General features: G+C 42.7%; 19 protein-coding genes and 1 pseudogene. 12 read left to right on the top strand and 8 right to left on the bottom strand.

Features of this window, described 5'->3' with window-relative positions:
* The first annotated feature begins 146 nt into the window (after positions 1-146).
* The 4 genes from cobT to ABUE20_RS12540 are packed head-to-tail and all read left to right on the top strand — an operon-like array spanning position 147 to position 2,932.
* A complete protein-coding gene (cobT, locus tag ABUE20_RS12555; RefSeq protein ID WP_408620286.1) occupies positions 147-1,181 on the top strand; it encodes a nicotinate-nucleotide--dimethylbenzimidazole phosphoribosyltransferase in 1,035 nt (344 codons plus the stop codon).
* Positions 1,174-1,938 carry an adenosylcobinamide-GDP ribazoletransferase gene (gene cobS / locus ABUE20_RS12550; RefSeq protein WP_408620285.1) on the top strand — a complete coding sequence of 255 codons (765 nt, stop codon included), beginning with the start codon at positions 1,174-1,176 and terminating at the stop codon, positions 1,936-1,938. The genes cobT and cobS overlap by 8 nt, the downstream gene beginning before the upstream one ends.
* Positions 1,920-2,489 (top strand): histidine phosphatase family protein, encoded by a 570-nt coding sequence (locus tag ABUE20_RS12545; RefSeq protein WP_408620284.1) that lies wholly within the window; start codon positions 1,920-1,922, stop codon positions 2,487-2,489. Before cobS ends, ABUE20_RS12545 begins: the two co-directional genes overlap by 19 nt.
* Entirely contained in the window at positions 2,486-2,932 is a 447-nt protein-coding gene (locus tag ABUE20_RS12540; RefSeq protein WP_408620283.1) for a hypothetical protein, read from the top strand. Before ABUE20_RS12545 ends, ABUE20_RS12540 begins: the two co-directional genes overlap by 4 nt.
* A 33-nt stretch (positions 2,933-2,965) precedes the next feature.
* Here the strand turns inward: ABUE20_RS12540 and ABUE20_RS12535 are convergent, their stop codons facing one another.
* From ABUE20_RS12535 to ABUE20_RS12520, 4 genes are read right to left on the bottom strand one after another with little or no spacing between them, the layout of a single operon-like run.
* Positions 2,966-4,453, bottom strand: a complete 1,488-nt coding sequence (locus tag ABUE20_RS12535; protein ID WP_408620282.1) for a carboxypeptidase M32 — start codon at positions 4,451-4,453, stop codon at positions 2,966-2,968.
* Positions 4,454-4,485: 32 nt separating this feature from the next.
* Positions 4,486-5,064, bottom strand: coding sequence for a DNA endonuclease SmrA (gene smrA / locus ABUE20_RS12530; RefSeq protein WP_408620397.1), 579 nt, complete (start codon positions 5,062-5,064; stop codon positions 4,486-4,488).
* A 52-nt stretch (positions 5,065-5,116) separates the two neighbouring features.
* Positions 5,117-6,010, bottom strand: a complete 894-nt coding sequence (locus tag ABUE20_RS12525) for a TraB/GumN family protein (protein ID WP_408620281.1) — start codon at positions 6,008-6,010, stop codon at positions 5,117-5,119.
* A gap of 2 nt (positions 6,011-6,012) precedes the next feature.
* Entirely contained in the window at positions 6,013-6,840 is an 828-nt protein-coding gene (locus ABUE20_RS12520) for an SDR family oxidoreductase (protein WP_408620280.1), read from the bottom strand.
* Between the two features lie 227 nt (positions 6,841-7,067).
* Here ABUE20_RS12520 and ABUE20_RS12515 point away from each other — a divergent pair, with 227 nt between their 5' ends.
* Entirely contained in the window at positions 7,068-7,670 is a 603-nt protein-coding gene (locus ABUE20_RS12515) for a MarC family protein (protein WP_408620279.1), read from the top strand.
* Here the strand turns inward: ABUE20_RS12515 and ABUE20_RS12510 are convergent.
* The 3 genes from ABUE20_RS12510 to ABUE20_RS12500 form a co-directional block, all read right to left on the bottom strand.
* Positions 7,660-8,409, bottom strand: coding sequence for a DUF3108 domain-containing protein (locus tag ABUE20_RS12510; RefSeq protein ID WP_408620278.1), 750 nt, complete (start codon positions 8,407-8,409; stop codon positions 7,660-7,662). The genes ABUE20_RS12515 and ABUE20_RS12510 overlap by 11 nt on opposite strands.
* A gap of 104 nt (positions 8,410-8,513) precedes the next feature.
* Positions 8,514-11,228, bottom strand: coding sequence for a bifunctional acetaldehyde-CoA/alcohol dehydrogenase (gene adhE, locus ABUE20_RS12505; protein WP_408620277.1), 2,715 nt, complete (start codon positions 11,226-11,228; stop codon positions 8,514-8,516).
* Between the two features lie 664 nt (positions 11,229-11,892).
* Positions 11,893-12,258 (bottom strand): gamma-glutamylcyclotransferase family protein, encoded by a 366-nt coding sequence (locus ABUE20_RS12500; RefSeq protein WP_408620276.1) that lies wholly within the window; start codon positions 12,256-12,258, stop codon positions 11,893-11,895.
* A 139-nt stretch (positions 12,259-12,397) separates the two neighbouring features.
* Between ABUE20_RS12500 and ABUE20_RS12495 the strand changes: the two genes are divergently transcribed.
* From ABUE20_RS12495 to ABUE20_RS12465, 7 genes are all read left to right on the top strand, one after another.
* A protein-coding gene (locus ABUE20_RS12495) for an IS3 family transposase (protein ID WP_408620275.1) occupies positions 12,398-13,554 on the top strand; the annotation gives its coding sequence in 2 pieces (ribosomal slippage) (positions 12,398-12,643 and positions 12,646-13,554; 1,155 coding nt in all).
* A 597-nt stretch (positions 13,555-14,151) separates the two neighbouring features.
* The gene (locus ABUE20_RS12490) at positions 14,152-14,907 is read left to right on the top strand and encodes a hypothetical protein (protein ID WP_408620274.1); all 756 of its coding nucleotides are present in this window, start codon (positions 14,152-14,154) and stop codon (positions 14,905-14,907) included.
* A gap of 25 nt (positions 14,908-14,932) precedes the next feature.
* The gene (locus tag ABUE20_RS12485; protein WP_408620273.1) at positions 14,933-15,262 is read left to right on the top strand and encodes a hypothetical protein; all 330 of its coding nucleotides are present in this window, start codon (positions 14,933-14,935) and stop codon (positions 15,260-15,262) included.
* A gap of 83 nt (positions 15,263-15,345) precedes the next feature.
* Entirely contained in the window at positions 15,346-15,735 is a 390-nt protein-coding gene (locus ABUE20_RS12480; protein WP_408620272.1) for a DUF6678 family protein, read from the top strand.
* Positions 15,736-15,850: 115 nt separating this feature from the next.
* Positions 15,851-16,858 carry a DUF3800 domain-containing protein gene (locus ABUE20_RS12475; protein ID WP_408620271.1) on the top strand — a complete coding sequence of 336 codons (1,008 nt, stop codon included), beginning with the start codon at positions 15,851-15,853 and terminating at the stop codon, positions 16,856-16,858.
* Between the two features lie 204 nt (positions 16,859-17,062).
* The gene (locus ABUE20_RS12470) at positions 17,063-17,374 is read left to right on the top strand and encodes a hypothetical protein (RefSeq protein ID WP_408620270.1); all 312 of its coding nucleotides are present in this window, start codon (positions 17,063-17,065) and stop codon (positions 17,372-17,374) included.
* A gap of 417 nt (positions 17,375-17,791) precedes the next feature.
* The gene (locus ABUE20_RS12465) at positions 17,792-18,265 is read left to right on the top strand and encodes a GNAT family N-acetyltransferase (RefSeq protein WP_408620269.1); all 474 of its coding nucleotides are present in this window, start codon (positions 17,792-17,794) and stop codon (positions 18,263-18,265) included.
* Positions 18,266-18,471: 206 nt separating this feature from the next.
* Here the strand turns inward: ABUE20_RS12465 and ABUE20_RS12460 are convergent.
* Positions 18,472-18,725 (bottom strand): annotated as a pseudogene (locus tag ABUE20_RS12460) (hypothetical protein); the annotation flags it as partial.
* Positions 18,726-18,744: the final 19 nt, after the last annotated feature.

The raw sequence follows: 18,744 nt of genomic DNA, 5'->3' as shown, positions 1-18,744 counted from the left end.
TCCATGATTATAGAGGTATAAATATCGTTCTTTCTGACCAAGATACTATCGAAATCAAACGGTTGTCGATTATTAGTAATCTCAGTTGGCAAATAGAGAGTGGTTTTGGATAATGGTTTATCTTTTTATTTGCTCTTAAATTTAATATGTACGCTATTACGCCATTATCTCGTCAATTGGAATCTCAAATTCATCAGATTATTGATCAAAAAACCAAGCCCCCCGGCTCATTAGGAAAATTGGAAGCCATTGCTTGTCAGATCGCCTTAATTCAGCAATCGTTAACGCCGAGTCTGCAACGCCCGGCGATGTTGGTTTTTGCTGCGGATCATGGGATTGTCGCTCAGGGCGTTAGTTTATTCCCCAAACAGGTCACCGTTGAAATGGTCAATAATTTTTTACAGGGCGGCGCTGGGATTAACGTTTTTTGTCGTCAGCATGATATTGCACTTAGTATTGTCAATGTCGGTGTCGATGGCCATTTTGAGGCTCATCCTCAATTAGTGGATTGTTCGGTTACTTCGGGAACAGCTGATTTTTCTCAGCAACGGGCAATGACTCAAGAGCAATGTCAGCAGGCGATGGACATCGGTGCCGCACAAGTTAAGGTTCAACAAGAACAGGGAACCAATGTGATTGGCTTCGGCGAAATGGGGATTGGAAATACCTCGAGTGCCGCAGCCATTATGGCGGCATTGCTGGAACTATCCGCCGAGGAATGTGTGGGACGAGGAACCGGATTGGATGCGCAAGGCGTTTCGCACAAGGCGCGGGTGATTGCAGATGCTCTAGCGTTACATCAGTTGGATAGTCAGGATCCTAGATCGGTGCTGGAAGCTGTAGGTGGGCTGGAGATTGCCGCAATGACCGGCGCGATGTTGGCTGCAGCTGAACTGAACATGGTGGTGTTGATTGATGGATTTATTGCAACCTCTGCGGCATTAGTTGCAATGCGATTGGTCCCCGCTGTTCGTGATTATATGATTTTCACGCATGGTTCAGCCGAGCAAGGGCATCGAAAATTGTTACAGGCTATCGGTGCTCAACCTCTCTTAGATATAGGTTTCCGGTTGGGTGAGGGGACTGGCGCTGCCGTTGCCTATCCGCTTATTTGTTCAGCATTGGTCTTTTTCAATGAAATGGCTTCATTTGCTGATGCCGGTGTGAGCTCGCATGATTAAGCATGAATTAAACGCGATCGCTAACGCGTTTGCTTTTTTTTCACGGATCCCCGTTCCTCAATGGGTTACATTCGGCGCTGATGCTCAGCAACATGCCAGTCGTTATTTCCCGCTAGTGGGTTGGGTGTTGGCAGGCTTACTGGCACTGCTCTGGTACGTCGGCTCGTTTTTATGGCCCACTTTGGTGGTGGTTATCTTAGTGATGGCTGCCGGAGTCTGGCTGACCGGCGGTTTTCATGAAGATGGATTTGCGGATTGCTGTGATGGCTTTGGGGGCGGATACCATAAAGATCAGATCCTGACCATCATGAAAGATTCCCGGTTGGGCACCTATGGTGTTTTGGGCAGTATTTTGCTTATCTTGTTGAAACTGGCTCTGCTGAGCCAGCTTTCCTGGACGGCTTTACTGATTAGTTATCCGTTTAGTCGGGTGATGCCGGTATGGATGATGGCATTAATGACCTATGCCAGAGTGGATGGTAGTGGCAAAGCCGGTGGCGTGAGTCGAGGCATCAACGGGCTGGATGTTGGGATCGCGACGGTGACGGGGCTTCTATCGTACCTGTTGTTACCTTCTTTCGATGTGGCTTTTGTCAGTTGTATGATTGGCGTTCCGGTCGGGATTACATATTTGTTTAGCCGCTATTTACAGCGACAGATCGGTGGGTTTACCGGAGATTGTCTGGGCGCGGCACAACAATTGGCTGAGGTGAGTATTTATCTGGTGTTGGGGGCGCAATGGCACAGCTTTGGCTAGTCAGACATGCGCATCCTAAAGATATGGATGGGATCTGCTATGGTCAGTTGGATGTCTCGACGGTAGCGATTCCAGCGATTCAGCCCTATTATTTAGAGCAGATGTCTGCATTTCCCGTGTATTCCAGCCCTTTGAGTCGGTGTGTCAAACTAGCGAAACAACTGCCCGGTTCGTATCAGTTGGATCCCCGTATTCAGGAAATCAATTTTGGTCAATGGGAAGGTCAGGCGTGGAGTCAGCTCCCCAAGGACGAGATTGATGCCTGGAATCAGGATTTATCGAATTATCGGGTGGGTTCGGATGGCGAATGTTACAGTGAATTCAGAGCTCGGGTTTTACAAGCATTGCGAGCGTGGCAATATACCCATCAAACCGCAATTTGGGTGACTCATGCCGGGGTTATTCGGGTTATTTTGGCTGAATTTTTAGGATTAACTGTTATACAGAGTTTACGGATTAAGTTAGATTATGTTTCTCTCTCGGTGGTGAGTGGCACACAATATCCCTGTGTTGAAATGATTAATCAGCGGATTATTCAGGAATCGATATGAATCAATGGATCAAAAACATTTGTTTGGGAGCTGGATTGGGAATGTTGTTGGCTGGATGTAGCACTCAAAAGCAGGCTCATCTAGCATCACAGCCGAATGCGATTGATCAGTGTTGGTCGCAGGTTTCTGCGCGCTCTGAGTTAGCCAACTGCTTGCAAAAAGTACTCTCTGATGTGGGGCATAAAGCTGAGTTGGCTGAACAGCAAACGGCTCAGCAAGCCAGTCAATTAGATGGAATGTCCACTCCGAATATCCATGCACTGAAGAGTTTTGAAGTCGCTAAACGGAGTTTTCATCAGTTTCGGGAACGTTTTTGTCGCTGGCAAGAAACCATGGCTGCGGCCGGCGGGAGTGGGGCCGGAGATGGTTACCGGGCTTGTTACGTTGAAACGACGCGTTGGTGGGCTCAGGTGTTAGCAAGTCAACAGTTTGAACATCCATAAATGAGACGATCATGACGATCGTCTCATCTGTGATTACTGGCCTAAATAACGTTTTTTCAGATGGGTATAAAAGTAGTCTGGATTCAGAATTTCTCCGGTAGCATCGCTGACGAGTCTATCGGTGGTGTGCAAGCAACCTAATTGCCAGACTCTGGTTTTTAACCACTGAAACATTGGCGCCAGATTGCCCTGTTCCAGAGCAGTTTCAATGGCTGGGGATTGTTGCATCATCGCACTATAAAATTGGGCTGCATACATGGCTCCCAGCGTATAACTTGGAAAATATCCAAAACTCCCATCGGTCCAATGAATATCCTGTAAACAGCCTTCTCGATAATTTCCCGCAGTAGATAACCCTAAATATTTCTGCATCAGTTGATCCCAGAGTTCCGGAATATCGTCGACTTCAATCTGGCCGCTAATGAGGTCTCGCTCTATCTGATATCGCAGCAAAATATGGGCCGGATAGGTGACTTCATCGGCTTCGATTCGGATTAGACCGGGTTTGACATAAAGATAATGCTGCCGCAGTTGTTCTGCTGAGAGATCAACGTTTAAAAAGCGTTTGATTCGAGGCTGTAATAGCCGCAAAAATGCATCGCTATGTCCGAGCTGCATTTCAAAGAATAAACTTTGAGATTCGTGGATCCCCATGGATCGGGCTTCGCCAATAGGAAGCCCTCGCCATGGGCCGGGTAAATTCTGCTCATAGCGAGCATGGCCTGTTTCATGAACAATCCCCATCAAACTCTGGGTAAAGTCGCCGGTTTCATAGCGAGTCGTGATGCGGACATCATCAGGCACCCCTCCGCAAAAGGGATGGGCGCTGATATCCAGTCGGCCATGCTCAAAGTCAAACTCCAGTAACTTCATCATTTCTAAGCCGAGTTGCTTTTGCTCAGCTGATGTGTAATTTCCGGCTGGTAACCGCTGCCAACTATGCTGGACCTCCTGAACTTCCTGGATCAGATTGGGGAGCCATTGTTCCAGAGAGCCGAAAATTTGATCCAAACGTTGTTGATTCATCTCCGGTTCGTACTGATCAATTAAGGTGTCATAAGGGGACATGCCAGTCGCCGCCGAGCGTATTTTGGCTTCTTCTCGGGAAATCGCGACCACTTCTTTAAAGTTTTTGGCAAATCCCTGCCAGTCGTTTTCCTGCCGTTGTGTTCGCCAGGCATGTTCACAACGATTTCCGGCCAGACTTTTGGCTCTGACAACATCGACGGGGAGCATAGTGGCTTGTTGCCAGCGGCGGCGCATTTCTCGAAGTGACTGATGCTGATGGGTATCCAGTGTTTCATTTTCGGCATGGGTAAACCAATCGCCCAGTGCCGTTTGGTTATAGCGTTGATGGATGATGACGGCAAGTTCAGATAGGGCATTACTGCGGGCGTCGTTGCCTTGAGCTGGCATCATGGTTGCCTGATCCCAGCCGGCCATCGCCTGTAAATGCTGAAGGTGAAAAATGCCTTGAAAATGAGCACATAATTTTTGGTAAAAAGGACATTCAGAGGCCATAGTATGCTCCTGTTATCAATGGCAGACGATTCTTAACCAAGGTGCCGAGCATGGCGTTCCCGGTTTTCTAATTTTTTTTCGTAACTTTTACGTAATAGCACATAAACGGCCCCATAGCCGCCATGCATCGGTAAGGCGGAATGAATGGCCATCACTTGATCCAACTGAGGCAACCAATGGTTGACATAACTTTTCATTCGCGCTGGCGGGGTAGAGCGGGCTCCTTTCCCATGAATAATCAGCACACACTGATGGCCCCGATCCTGGCTAAAAAGAATAAAACGCTGAATATCACGTCGTGCTTGTTCAAGCCGGATTTTGTGTAAGTCTAAACGATCTCCGATAGGATATTTTCCTAAGCGTAATTTTTTAAATACACCTTCTTGAATTCCATCTCGTTTATAAGCGATTAAGTCATCTGGTAATATTAATTTCGGTTCGGATAAAGATAGCGGGTTCTGTTCCTCCGGTTCTCTGCAAGCGGCTTCTCGGCGTGCTAATTGTGATTCCGTTAGCGAATGGGGCTGAGTTATTTGGGGATGAGCGTCTTGTTGTATTGGAACAACATCATCGAGCTGTTGTCGAAACAGACTAAAGTCATCATTCATAATAAACCTCCGAAGACAGTGTTATTACCTGATTTTTGATTTTACATTTTTTTAATTATTTGATCTGGGATATATGATACCCCGATCCTTTTAATAAATTTAATAACCCTTCCGGTCCAGAAAGATGAAGCGCACCGACGACGATAAATTGAGGTTGGTGGCTTTTAATGGATGTGAGTATTTGTAACCAGTTTTGGTTCCTTTTAATTAATAAATTTTGTTTAAATTTTTGTTCTACCTGCTTGTCAGACTCTGATTCCTGCTCACTTAATAATTGACGAAGTTTAACTTGATCCCCACTTCTCCAGGCATCGACAGTTTGAGATAGTGATTGAGTGAGTGTATGACCCGCTATGAGTACTTGTTTAAGCATCGTATTTGAGTCGCTCTTTAACGAGGACAACGATTGAAACTGTTGGGGGGCCGTTTCCAGTTGGCGGATGGGTTTATCTTTTAAAGTCGCCTGTTTCAGAAAATACTGATCGACGCCCAGTTGGCTGTTATAACCTTGTTGCTGATAGACTTTTTGGGTAATGAGTACGCTGATATACCACGGTTGATAATGCTCTAGTACCGAATAAGATAAGCCGAGTTGTTGGCTACGTTTTTTGAGCTTTTTAAGTGTTTGAACACTTATATGGGCATCAATTGTTTCACCTTCCGGGAGTGTCACATCACGACGGATCTGCTGCATATCTTCGGATGATAGATGGCGGGTGTCGACCTCAACCCAGAGCTGTTCGCTTTGTTTAAAAGCATCTAATACCGACGAGGGGAGTGGATATAAACGGGGACTTCCGATATGGATAGAACCGAATAAATAGAGCTGCTGTTGATCTTTTTGAGCGAGCCACAATGAAGGTTGGGCCAGAGCACTGAGCGGGAAGCACAAAGTGAATACAGTTAGCCAGCAAGGTATCCGGCGTGTTAAATCAGCTAAACGGAACAAATTCAGGCTCCTCCTTTGAGTAATATGCGATCAAGCCAGATGCTGGGTAAAATCCGGCGAAGTAGGGCAACGTATTTCGTTGGGCGTGTGACATAGTATCGGTGCTTCGGATGGGAACTTTCCAATGCATGGAGTAAACACCGGTAAACCGCTTCAGGTTGTAATGTGTGGCGATTGAGCGGTTGTTCGCTTCCCAGTCGTTGTAACGTCGCCTGATAGTTATCTTTGTGTCGGGATTGTTGCCATTGAATGGTCTGTTCAAATATGACTTTGGCATTATGCCGAAATTGACTGTTAATCGGTCCGGGTTCAATTAACGAGATGCGAATAGGTGTAGAGGCCAGTTCCAGACGGAGGGTATCGGTATAGCCTTCTAAAGCGAATTTAGAAGCACAATAGGCACCGCGATAGCAAAGTGCCACTAATCCCAATACCGAGCTGTCCTGAATAATCCGGCCATGATTTTGGGCTAGCATGTGGGGAAGTACCAAACGGATTAAATGGTGCCAGCCAAAAAGATTGGTTTCAAATTGGGCCCGCAGTGCTTCGGTGGGAAGATCTTCAATGGCTCCCGTTTGGCCATAAGCAGCATTGTTGAAAAGAGCATCAATGTGTCCATCCAGATAAGTCATTGCAGCCTGAAATCCTGATTCGATGGAATGTTGTGAGCTGAGGTCCATCTGTACACTCATGATTCCCTGCTGTTGAAGTCGCTCGACATCATGGGGTTGGCGGCAGGCTGCTACGACGTGATAGCCTCGTTGCAGCAGTAATTGGGCACATCGCAGACCAATACCACTCGAACAACCGGTAATTAATATATGAGTCATGCTAGACATAAATAATAAAGGATTAGGATTTAAGATGAATCACTATACCATCCCCGATTCATTGGCTCTATGCCGTGTTGTCTATCGTTGATGAAAGTCTATTTTCTAAGATAAATTCAGGTTATGAATGATGAAGAGAAGTAATCCGAGTCTATTAGAAATTTCTGATTGGGGTAGGGAAAAAGCAAGCTTATAATGCACGCCAATTTCAATGGTGAGTGCTCCGAATGGTCATATATATTTTAAATATTTGCGTGAAGTTCTTCTTCATGTGTGCGCCTTTTTTCGTGTTATCGACTTATATAGCGATTACTCGGCGCTGGGAGGATGAAATCCGTCGGAAATTAGCGATCAAAGTGATTATTGCCAGTATTTTAATGTGTTTGATTGTTTATATCGGCGGTGATTTCATTTTCTCGCTATTCGGAATTAACATTCACTCATTTCGAATTGGAACCGGGATTATATTGCTGTTAACTGCCATTCAGTTGGCTTCAGGTGCGGATGGAAACTCTAAAGTCAGTGCCGATGTGACACCTAGTGATGTGATTGTCGTGCCATTGACCACACCGGTTGTGGTGGGGCCAGCAGTGTTAGGTGCGCTGGTTGTGATGGCTGCTGATGCGAAAGACATGACCACTCGGGTGGCCGATTTAGCCGGTATCATATTGGCCATGTTGCTACTGGGGGTCATTTTGTATTTGAGTGCCACGATGGAACGACTCATTACCAAACAGGGAATATCGGTCATGACCAAAATTAGTGGTCTGGTGTTATCCGCAATTGCGGCTCAGATGATCATGACCGGTGTGAGTGCTTTTATTCATTAGTCGATGAGGTTGCTGTAGAGGGCTGATCCAGTTTTAATTGGGTCAGTGCCATGCTGCTCCAACGTTTACCATCGCGGAGTACCTGCATTTTTACCAACTGATAATCTAATTTGGGGGCTAGCCACATAAATGTTTCTCGGCTGCCTTTATTAATCCGTTTGAGGCGGATGGTTTGATAAGTGCCTGCCGGGACTGTAATGGTTTCTTGGCCGTCAATTTTGAATTGATAGTCCTTAATCTCATCCCCTTCCACATAATGGTAATGGAATGTTGTTTTGCCATTTTTTACATCGGTTTGGAATTGGACCATAAATGCAGATGAATCGAGCGTGTTTCCCCAGGCGCCAGATTCGACATGCTGTCGTTTATCGTCACCACTTACAAAAAGTCCGCCATTGCGATCTGGGTGTCCAACGATCTTTTGGCTACCGAGTAGGACTTTCTTAGTACGCTTAAAGCCTTCACTTATAATATGTTCACCATCATAACGGAACTGACTGGTTTCATCGTAACTCATCCCCGCGCCTCCCAACACTTTAGCTTGGCTGCTTGCTTGATAAGTATTGGCTGCGGTGCGCTTGAGTATTCGTAGTCCGCTCCCTACTGAAATCCCTTTAAAATAGGCATCGTAGTGTGCCTCAAAAGGTTGGATCGGTTGCCATGAAGATTGAGCGGCTAAGGTTACGTTAGAAATAAATGCGCAGCACGATAGTATCGCCAGTTTTCTGAACCGTGTCATATGATCGCTCCTCAGTTAGTTCAGGCGCAGTATGCCAAATTTAAATGATGAAAACAAAAAAGCCTCACCGAAGTGAGGCTTAATCATGGATCCGTTAGGATTGATTATTTAGCAGCAGCTGTTTTTTTGCTTGCTGTTTTGGCTGAACTTTTTTTGTCATCCGCTGCTTTTTCTTCAGCTTCTGCTTCAGCACGTGCACCTTCTGGTTCTTCACGTTCATATTTTTCAACATAATAGTTGCCGTAGTATGAATCGATCAGAATCTGTTTCAGTTCACTAATCAATGGATAACGTGGGTTAGCACCTGTACATTGGTCATCGAACGCTTCAACAGCCAAGTGGTCAACTTTCGCCATGAAATCAGCTTCAGCAACACCAGCAGCTTTGATTGAAGTTGGGATATCCAATTCAACTTTCAGTTTTTCTAACCAGTCTAACAATGCATCCAGTTTGTCCTGAGTACGGCCTTCGCGGAAACCTAAGTGTTCAGCGATTTCAGCGTAACGTGCCCGAGCTTTAGGACGGTCATACTGAGAGAATGCAGCTTGTTTAGTTGGAATATTTGTTGCGTTATAACGAATCACGTTAGTCAGCAATAAGGCATTCGCTAAACCGTGAGCAATGTGGAATTCAGCACCCAGTTTGTGAGCCATTGAGTGACATGCACCCAAGAATGCTTGAGCGAATGCAATCCCGGCGATAGTTGCACCGTTGTGGACGCGTTCACGAGCAATTGGATCTTTCGCACCGTTTTTATAAGCACTTGGCAGATATGCTTTTAACAGAGTCAGAGCTTGCAGCGCCTGTCCGTCAGAATATTCGTTAGCCATGACTGAAACATAAGCTTCAATAGCATGGGTAATCGCATCATAACCACCAAATGCAGTTAATGATTTCGGCATATTCATGACTAAGTTTGCATCGATGATGGCCATGTTTGGAGTCAATGCATAGTCAGCCAATGGGTATTTTTTACCAGTTTCGTCATCAGTAACAACGGCGAATGGAGTAACTTCTGAACCCGTACCGGATGTGGTTGTAATCGCAACCATAGTTGCTTTTTCGCCCATTTTAGGGAATTTGTAGATACGTTTACGGATATCCATAAAGCGCAGCGCCAAATCTTCGAAATGAACTTCTGGATGTTCGTACATGACCCACATGATTTTCGCTGCATCCATTGGCGAACCACCACCCAGAGCAATAATTGCGTCTGGTTTGAATTGGTTCAACAGGTCTGCACCTTTTTTCACGATACTTAAAGTTGGGTCTGCTTCAACTTCATAGAATACCTCAACTTCCATACTTTGTTTTTTGAGGATTTCAATCAGTTCATCAACATAACCGTTGTTGAATAAGAAGCGGTCAGTAACGATGCAAGCCCGTTTTTTACCTTCCAAGTCAGTTAACGCTTCTGGTAAGCAGCCACGACGGAAGTAGATAGATTGGGGAAGTTTATGCCACAACATATTTTCAGCTCGTTTTGCTACAGTTTTTTTGTTGATCAAATGTTTAGGACCAACGTTTTCTGAGATTGAGTTACCACCCCAAGAACCACAACCTAAAGTCAGTGAAGGAGCCAATGCGAAGTTATACAGGTCTCCGATACCGCCTTGTGAAGTTGGTGTGTTAATAAGAATACGGGCAGTTTTCATTTTATCACCGAAGTAAGAGATCCGGTCTTTGTTCAGATCCTGATCGGTGTAAAGTGCTGAAGTATGACCAATACCACCTAAGTTAACCATTTCAACAGCTTGTTCAACTGCATCTTCAAAGCTGGTCGCTTTAAACATCCCTAAAGTTGGTGATAATTTTTCGTGAGCGAATTCATCATCAGCTGTTACACGTAAACCTTCACCGATTAAAACTTTAGTCCATGCAGGAACGGTTACGCCAGCCATTTCAGCGATTTTAACCGCAGGTTGACCTACGATTTTAGCGTTCAGAGCGCCGTTAATCAGCAGAACTTTACGAACTTTGTCGGCATCTTCTTTAGACAGAATGTAGCCGCCGTAGTTAGAAAAACGTTCTTTAACTGCGTCGTAAACTGAATCGACAACAACGATAGCTTGTTCAGAGGCACAAACCACACCGTTATCGAAAGTTTTTGACATCAGGATAGATGATACAGCACGTTTAATATCGGCAGTTTCGTCGATAACTACAGGAGTGTTCCCTGCACCTACACCAATCGCTGGTTTACCTGAAGAGTAGGCTGCTTTCACCATGCCAGGACCACCAGTTGCAAGAATCAGATTAATATCATCATGATGCATCAGAGCGTTAGACAGTTCGATTGATGGTTCGTCAATCCAACCTACAATCCCTTCTGGAGCGCCCGCAGCAACCGCTGCATCTAAAACTAATTTAGCTGCATAGTTAGTTGATTTTTTAGCGCGTGGGTGTGGCGAGAAGATAATCCCGTTACGAGTTTTCAAACTGATCAAAGATTTGAAAATCGCAGTAGATGTTGGGTTAGTCGTAGGAATAATCCCACAAATCAAGCCGATTGGTTCAGCAATAGTCATGGTGCCGAATTCGTCGTCTTCTTCGAGGATGCCGCAAGTTTTGTAATCTTTATATTTGTTATAGATATATTCAGATGCAAAGTGGTTTTTAATCACTTTATCTTCAATGATACCCATGCCTGATTCTGCAGCGGCCATTTGCGCTAGAGGAATACGAGCATCAGCAGCAGCTAAAGCAGCTGCACGGAAGATTTTGTCAACTTGTTCTTGGCTGTAAGTTGCAAAGATAGCCTGAGCTTTTTTAACTCGAGCAACTAATGCATCTAATTCAGCGACATTTGTGACAGTCATGTATGTCTCCTTAAAGTAGAAAGCTGTTTAGAAAGTTACCTAGATTTGTAAGCAAAATAACGTCAACAACTTGCTAAGCAGCCTTCGGGGGCTAAGTATATTAATAGTCCGAATATCTAAAATTGATCTAGATCAGTTGTTGTTTACTTACAAATGAAAATCTTTGACCGCTTAATTTCCTGTTTTTAATGTGAAAAAATCTTGATTTTTCGATATGTCTCATAAAAACCTGTCAATTTTTGTAGCAAAATTACATGTATTGGTAACCAAAACACAACTTTACGGATACTCAATATAAATATTTTAAAAAATCATCAATATTTATTGACGAATGCAACGCCTTGGCAAGGCTACTATGGCTTACATTATAGCGGTTAATCCGAAATCATCTCGGATGTGATGATAACTTGCATCTTTCTCCCAATCACATTGACTGAGATGAACCAGTTAACGAGTGTTTCGTGCTGCAATATGGCATATGGTGATGGGGAGTTATTGCGTGCTGGCGGTTGGGTCCTGATTGACGGGGTTTTAATTATATGTGGCTTTATTGCTGCCTATCTGCAGTTTTAATGGGCGCATGTGTTCAAAGCACGTTAATTAAAATAAATTAAAATGCGAAAAATAAACGAATTAGATATTAAACGTCAGGTATCAAACGTTGTTAGTTTGATTTAGTGCCCGAGTCTGTAAATTGGCTCGCATCCGCATAAATCCAAGCCGATATACCTGATTTAAAATTGCCTTTGATACGAGTGTATTCATCGACTTCGTATGTATCGGCCTGATGTAGTTCGTCCTCTGTGATTTGAAAAATCGTGCCTTCGACCTGATCTGAATTGATCCCTGTGTATTTAAGAATGGGATGGATATCGGTGCCACTTTTTTGGATCACGTCTTGATCTTTGATCCGGATTTCAGATAACACATATCCTAATAAAACATCTTTTGTACCGGTTAGAAGTCGGCCAAACGTTTCTTTTTGTACATTTTCTAATTGAAGAGTCCCGTATGAGAATAGCATTTCCATGTTTATATCATCCCGGTTAATGTGGATCGGAGTTGTATCAGTGACATTGTATTAGCTAACCAACTTGAAGCATAGTGAATCGCCACTGATTTCCTAGACACCTTTTAGTTAGATGAACTAGCTAAAAAAAGAGGTGTCCATGAGCCATAAACGTTACCCTGAACAATTTAAAATCGAAGCCGTTAAACAAGTCACTGTTGCCGGCCATTCTGTTGCTGACGTAGCTCAGCGTTTAGGTACTACCACACACAGTCTATACGCCTGGATTAAGCGCTATGGTCCTGATTCCAAGGAACACCTTCAGCAATCTGCTGAGTCCGCCGAAATTCGACGACTACAAAAAGAGCTTAAGCGCGTCACTGAAGAACGTGACCTGTTAAAAAAAGCCGCGGCGTACTTCGCAAGCCACCCCGAGTAAGGTACGCCTTTATTCAAGAGCATCACCACAGCCACTCTGTGCGGCAACTGTGCCAGTTGTTTGATGTTCATCCGAGCGGGTATTACGCGTGGAGGAGCTGCGCAAAGTCGAAGCGACAACGTGACAATGAACGACTTACAGGCCAACTCAAACAATGTTGGTTTGAGTCTGGTGGTGTCTATGGATACCGTAAACTCCATCGAGATCTGCGTAATCTTGGCGAGCAATGCGGTATCAATCGTGTACATCGTCTGATGCAGCGAGCAGGACTGCGAGCGCAAGTTGGCTATCGCAAACCAAGAGCTCCTAGCGGTGAGCAACACATTGTTACGCCAAATCGTTTAGAGCGACAATTCGATCCATTAGCGCCCAACAAGGCTTGGGTAACGGATATTACGTACATCAAAACACATGAAGGTTGGCTCTATCTTGGCGCTGTAATGGACTTGTTCTCACGGCGAATTATTGGTTGGTCAATGGGCAGTCGTATAACCAAAGAGCTTGCGTTAGACGCCTTATTGATGGCGGTTTGGCGGCGTAAACCTGATGGAAATGTCCTAGTTCACTCAGATCAGGGAAGCCAATACACGAGCCATGATTGGAATGAGTTTCTAAGTGCTCATGGCTTGGAAGGTAGCATGAGCCGTCGAGGTAATTGCCATGATAACGCAGTAGCCGAGAGCTTCTTTCAACTGCTGAAACGTGAACGAATTAAGCGAAAAATCTATGCAACAAGGGACGATGCGAAGATGGATGTATTTAATTATATTGAGATGTTTTATAACCCGAAACGACAACATAGTTCCAATAATGGGCTATCGCCGTTAGAGTATGAGCGTCAGTATTTTAATGAGGCTAAAAGTCGTCTAGTGAACTAGTGGCGATTCATCCAATAGTCTTAAGACAATGGTTAATTTGCCAAATATGACAAAGATATCAGCAAAAGCCATTGTCAAAATTCCCCGCTCTCGCTATGGTGAAGCGATTACTTAACTGAAATAACTATCATTTTAGATTTAAACTGATTTCAGCAATCAGTGCGGTAGCGTGGATGTAGTTACCAATTTGATAGGGCTTATCCCTGATAGGCTGACCCAGTAACAAATATCGCTGAGCCAGATGACACGCAACGAATAAAACTGACGTTAGCATCCGGAACACTAAGTCGATGATGGATATACAGTATTATTCACTCGATACAAGAACGATGCGTGTTTTGTCGCTCATGTTGTGCACTTTTTATCTGACTAAATTATAAAAAATAATATAAATCAAATAGTTGTAAATAGTGCAAGGGAGTTATTGCGCAAGTTTAGGGTAGATATTGCGCGCGCGCATTTTGCAACCTAGGTATATTGGGCAAAACGACTATACTCTATTGATAAATATGATGTTGTCAGATTTTGGGATAAAAACGCGCAGGTAGTTTTTGAGCATGCGCGATATACAAATGTTAGGCTTCATAAGGAGAAGTGATGGAGTTCTTATCAAATCCATGGGTTGTAGGTATTGGTGGGGGAGTTTTAAGCGGCTTGCTCGTTACCTTTATAACACGCTATTTATTTTCTAAAAGGGAGCGACGAGAATATCTTCAGAAAGTTGCGACTGCTAACAATGAAATAATTTATGCAATTCGCCCTGCGATTTCAGAAAAAGTAATGCCTTCAGATCATATGCTTGAAGCACTGTTTTCCGCTACGGCAATTAAATATTCAGTAGATGAATCTGATCTTTACAGTAAGGCAGGATTGGCAAATGAGCTGATGAAGGAGGTAATGGATAACTCCTTTCTTTCATCACAACAGAAAGTAGAGTTTTGCGAATTACTTTCTACTTTAAAAGAAGTTAAGAAATTAGGCCCCGAAGCCCAACGGGTGGTTGAGTATATCCGTGTAAATAGGGGGAATAGCTCAGATACCAGTATGATGCTTGGGCTTGTGACAGCGATGATGGCCGTGGTCACTACTTTATTTGTATATATTAAGGATAAAGACGACTTTCTTTCAGAAAATATTTTAGGACTATCTTCAAAGTTACTACCAATGATGGTTGTAATGACCATAGTGCCCATAATGGCAGTATTTCTCAGAGACTTCTTCAAGAAACTTAGAAGGCTGGAGCGTGAAGTGGTTATCAGTCGGCGCAACGAGTCTAGTGAACAGCCTTTACATAAGAGCGAAGAAAAGCCTAACAAGTCAATGCAGCCGACCGCTGACACGTCGGCTGATTGAAACGTTAGCTACACAAGGAGGCAGTATGCCAAGAAAGAAACAACTAAAAGTAAGTGGAAGCGCAATCGTGGGCTTTAGTGTTCAAGTAAAACAAGTAAAAAGTGAACACGCAGATGCTCTAATTGACATTGTCGATTTGGAAATCACCACCAATGACGATGTTTATAGATATGACATACGCAAAGATGTTAGAGCCCCAGATATTCATAAAACTAGAGACTACATCGAAGATTGTTTGATAAAAGCTCAGAAAGGATTTCTGAAAGTAGAAATGTCTGAATACAAAGAGCGCATGTATTTATTTTTCAATGTACAAAGTATTGGTCAAGTACAGTACACAGGCTACAGAGTTTAATGTAGCTAACAAATAGCTGCACCGGAAAAAATACTCGCTGCGCTCCCATTTTTCCGGTGAGCTAAGCGTTATACGAGTAATTGATGAACGAAAAATTGCTTAAAATCATCGATGAGCGCCAATTAGTATCTGTTATGAATAAAACTAAATGGCGTGAGCTATGTGGTGAGTTCGAAGAGATACATGAGCTAGGTGTGAATGTTCGGTATAAGATGATTACTTCGGATCAACTATATGGGTTTAGCCCTGTATGGTGGGATCAACTACTTAGAGAAACTGTAGCTATCGAATGGATCGACTTTGATCCTAAAAAAAGAGAGCGGCGAAGTCAGCTAGTTTTAGATAAAGAAACAGATATCTCTGACGTAATATTAAATATATTTAAGAAACATAATATTCCATATTCCTTGGAGAATAACTGCTTTAGAGTATGGGGATATTTGAACCAAAATGTTCAGCCTGTATTCGTATAACAAAGAGTTGGTATTCGCCCCTACGGGGCTGGAACGGTTACACTTCGCTTGTTCCTCACTACGTTCACCGCCCCACAACAAAAGCGTTATATGCGTTACGAATTATGGAGACCTCATGCACTTTGACGTGAATGAAATGAGAAAGCCTTTCATTGAGTATGAGAAGCTAGAGTGTGTCGATGACGAGTTTACCTTTTATTATGATGAATCTAACAATATTAGAAAGCTGCATTTGACCTCTAAAGGGTTGAATGTTGAAAAATCATGTAATTTCGTATTGGCTGGAATTGTTCACAGAGGGGAGTGTCACAGCGCGGATTTTGAGTTACTAAAGAAAAGTATATGCTTACAAAAATCAGCTAAGGAAATCAAGCTTAAACACATTGGTAAGGGCTCGTTTGAGAGCATTCTAAAATCCGAAAAGCTGAACACCCTTTTACAATGGCTTCTTGATAATGATTTTTATATACACTACTTCAGTTTAAATGTTTTATATTGGTCAATTGTTGATATCGTAGATTCAGTGATAGAAAACCTTAACCATGTTGAGCGACAGTTTTTCATTCAGGCTCACATGCTCGTTAAAAGTGACCTATACAAAGTAATAGTGAGTAATGAGTCTTTATTCTTAGAAAAGCTTAGAGAGTTTGAGTATCCAAACATAAAAAGCGATAGGGTTGGGGCGTTTGCAAACTTTTTAGTTAGTTTTGTTAAGGAAAACTCTGAAGCTTTAAGTGAGGATAGAAAGTATCTTCTGAATAAGTTCATGGAAGGCGCTGAAGGTTCAACCGAACTGTTCTTCATTATGAATGAAAAAGACTACATTTTAATTTCCGATTTCTTTATCTATTACTTAAGAAATACATATCTATTCAAAAACTCCAGACATTTTTTTGATGAGGAAAAAGAGATTGAAGCTATTTTCAATAAATATGACCTCCTAGATCAAGGAGTAATTATCAAGAATTACTCATTTGTTAATTCTGAAGAAATGTTAGAAGTTCAGGTTTCAGATGTCTTGGCTGGATTACTTGGAAAGTACTCTACTTTTCTTTCAGATACGGGCAAGGATCAAATAAAGATCATTAAAAATAATTTAAGCCAACAGCAGTTAGCAACTTGAATTTGTTAGAGAAATTAATTGATAAGTCAGATGCAGTAAGTCGTGGTTTTTTCTATCGTTGTGTCAGTGAAGATGAATATCTGAAGAATAATTACTTCATGCATGGTCAAGCATGCATATAACAAGGCGCTGCTACGGAAAATTTACTCGCTGGCGCTCACAAATTTCCGCAGAGCGCGGCGTTATAACTCTAGGTGAGCTTCTATGATCAAAAACTCAAGTTGTATATTTAGATGGCTCTCCGAAGATAAGTGGCAAGATTGGTTGTGCAGGGATATGCGGGTCATTCTTGAGGTGTTATCAGATCAGGGCGTTTCAATTCTTATGGTAGGAGAGGAAAACTGTAAATCACCTGAATGTGTAATCTTTATGGATAAACCATTTGACCCCAACGATTTGATTCCAAAGCTACCTGATTCGGTTGCATTAAATACTAAAGCATTTGAGAACGGAATAATGTGCATGACGCATTATGTTTCAATAGCTTTCGAACAAAGTTTAGTGAAAAAGTTATAACAAACCAATGCAATTGACGCAGTCAAGCTTCGCAGTTGTGGTTAAAATTTTTTTAAACGCTTTGGTTAAGGTGCAAGAATAAAGTCATAGGCCACCCACCGTATAAAGCCAGTATTCATGCGGATCTTATGAAATTAGGGGAAGCAAAATGGCCGAAACATTCACTTTGCATTTTGATTCATTTTGTTGGTAAAACTGTGGCGTTTCCGCTTATTTGAATTACCTTGAAAAAGGAAGGCTCAAGGATCCTGTTATAACAGGGTTTATAAGATGGGTGGCTTGTCTATTGTTTCTTAAAACTAGAAAAGCTTTACTAAAAATCCGAATAGATGGCAGCAAAACAGTTCTTGTTATATCTTTATTTTGCTTGCAAAAATCGGGGTGTCCATAGATGTTATCTTTCAGAGAGAAAATTGAATGTTGAAATTTGTACCGGCCCAAGATACTGATTCGAAACTGATCTTGAAATATATTAGCGATTTGGCTATTAGTGAAAAATTTCCTTTCCCAATTTCTGTTACTCTATCGGATATAGAGACGAACCTACTAGGTAAAGATGCTGTAGCAAAAGCCGTTATTTTTTATCTAGATGAGAAACCATGCGGATTTGCTGTTTATTACTTTACATTTTCAACTACAACAGGAAAGCGAGGTTTGCATCTGGATGATTTATATGTTGAACCTATGTACCAAGGAAGGGGAGTTGGCAAGAGAGCACTCGTGTATCTGGCTCAAATAGCTAGAGAAAGAGATTGTGCCCGGTTTGAGTGGTGGGCACTTAAAACAAATGACTCTGCAATTAAGTTTTATTTGAATGCAGGAGCTCAAGTATTAGATGAAATCTCAGTATTTCGGTTAAATCAATCTCAAATTGAGAAGTTACTAGAATAAGTAATAGGCCACCCACCGTATAAAGCCAGTATTCATGAGTCTTTTATGAAATTAGATACAGCAAAATGGACGAAACTTTCACTCTGAATTTTGATTTATTTTGCCGGTAAAACTGCTGTCGCCCCCGATTATTTGAATGACCTTGAAAAAGTAAGGTTAAAGGATCCTGTTATAACAGTATTTATAAGGCGGGTAGTCTGTCTATTTCGATACGGAATGACGAATTTAGGGGCCATTATTCTCGGATCATGACCAAGTTTAATAAGCTCTCTAGCCCAGTAGTGGGCACCAGAGCAGGCCTCCATCCCAATTAAGCAGGGCGGTAAGTTAGCAAGTACCGTTAATAACTTGTTTCTTTTGACAGTTTTTTAAGAACAGCCTTGCCATGTGCATCAACGCCATTATAGTGGTTTAATGATCCCGGACACCAATTAAGATGGTAAAGTACGTGCCATAGCAAGAGGTGTTCTATGACAAAA

Origin of the sequence: Celerinatantimonas marina, assembly GCF_046054165.1 — a bacterium.
Lineage (GTDB): Bacteria > Pseudomonadota > Gammaproteobacteria > Enterobacterales > Celerinatantimonadaceae > Celerinatantimonas.
Note: the sequence above shows the minus strand (reverse complement) of the source record. Positions and strands in the feature narration are given on the sequence as shown.

What these genes read in the sequence shown, in the direction of transcription:
- adhE (WP_408620277.1), bottom strand. Translation starts at nt 11,228, where the DNA reads ATGACTGTCACAAATGTCGCTGAATTAGATGCATTAGTTGCTCGAGTT.
- ABUE20_RS12540 (WP_408620283.1), top strand. Translation starts at nt 2,486, where the DNA reads ATGAATCAATGGATCAAAAACATTTGTTTGGGAGCTGGATTGGGAATG.
- ABUE20_RS12465 (WP_408620269.1), top strand. Translation starts at nt 17,792, where the DNA reads ATGTTGAAATTTGTACCGGCCCAAGATACTGATTCGAAACTGATCTTG.
- ABUE20_RS12480 (WP_408620272.1), top strand. Translation starts at nt 15,346, where the DNA reads ATGAACGAAAAATTGCTTAAAATCATCGATGAGCGCCAATTAGTATCT.
- ABUE20_RS12475 (WP_408620271.1), top strand. Translation starts at nt 15,851, where the DNA reads ATGCACTTTGACGTGAATGAAATGAGAAAGCCTTTCATTGAGTATGAG.
- ABUE20_RS12490 (WP_408620274.1), top strand. Translation starts at nt 14,152, where the DNA reads ATGGAGTTCTTATCAAATCCATGGGTTGTAGGTATTGGTGGGGGAGTT.
- ABUE20_RS12500 (WP_408620276.1), bottom strand. Translation starts at nt 12,258, where the DNA reads ATGGAAATGCTATTCTCATACGGGACTCTTCAATTAGAAAATGTACAA.
- ABUE20_RS12520 (WP_408620280.1), bottom strand. Translation starts at nt 6,840, where the DNA reads ATGACTCATATATTAATTACCGGTTGTTCGAGTGGTATTGGTCTGCGA.
- cobS (WP_408620285.1), top strand. Translation starts at nt 1,174, where the DNA reads ATGATTAAGCATGAATTAAACGCGATCGCTAACGCGTTTGCTTTTTTT.
- cobT (WP_408620286.1), top strand. Translation starts at nt 147, where the DNA reads ATGTACGCTATTACGCCATTATCTCGTCAATTGGAATCTCAAATTCAT.
- ABUE20_RS12470 (WP_408620270.1), top strand. Translation starts at nt 17,063, where the DNA reads ATGATCAAAAACTCAAGTTGTATATTTAGATGGCTCTCCGAAGATAAG.
- ABUE20_RS12510 (WP_408620278.1), bottom strand. Translation starts at nt 8,409, where the DNA reads ATGACACGGTTCAGAAAACTGGCGATACTATCGTGCTGCGCATTTATT.
- ABUE20_RS12485 (WP_408620273.1), top strand. Translation starts at nt 14,933, where the DNA reads ATGCCAAGAAAGAAACAACTAAAAGTAAGTGGAAGCGCAATCGTGGGC.
- ABUE20_RS12515 (WP_408620279.1), top strand. Translation starts at nt 7,068, where the DNA reads ATGGTCATATATATTTTAAATATTTGCGTGAAGTTCTTCTTCATGTGT.
- ABUE20_RS12535 (WP_408620282.1), bottom strand. Translation starts at nt 4,453, where the DNA reads ATGGCCTCTGAATGTCCTTTTTACCAAAAATTATGTGCTCATTTTCAA.
- ABUE20_RS12545 (WP_408620284.1), top strand. Translation starts at nt 1,920, where the DNA reads ATGGCACAGCTTTGGCTAGTCAGACATGCGCATCCTAAAGATATGGAT.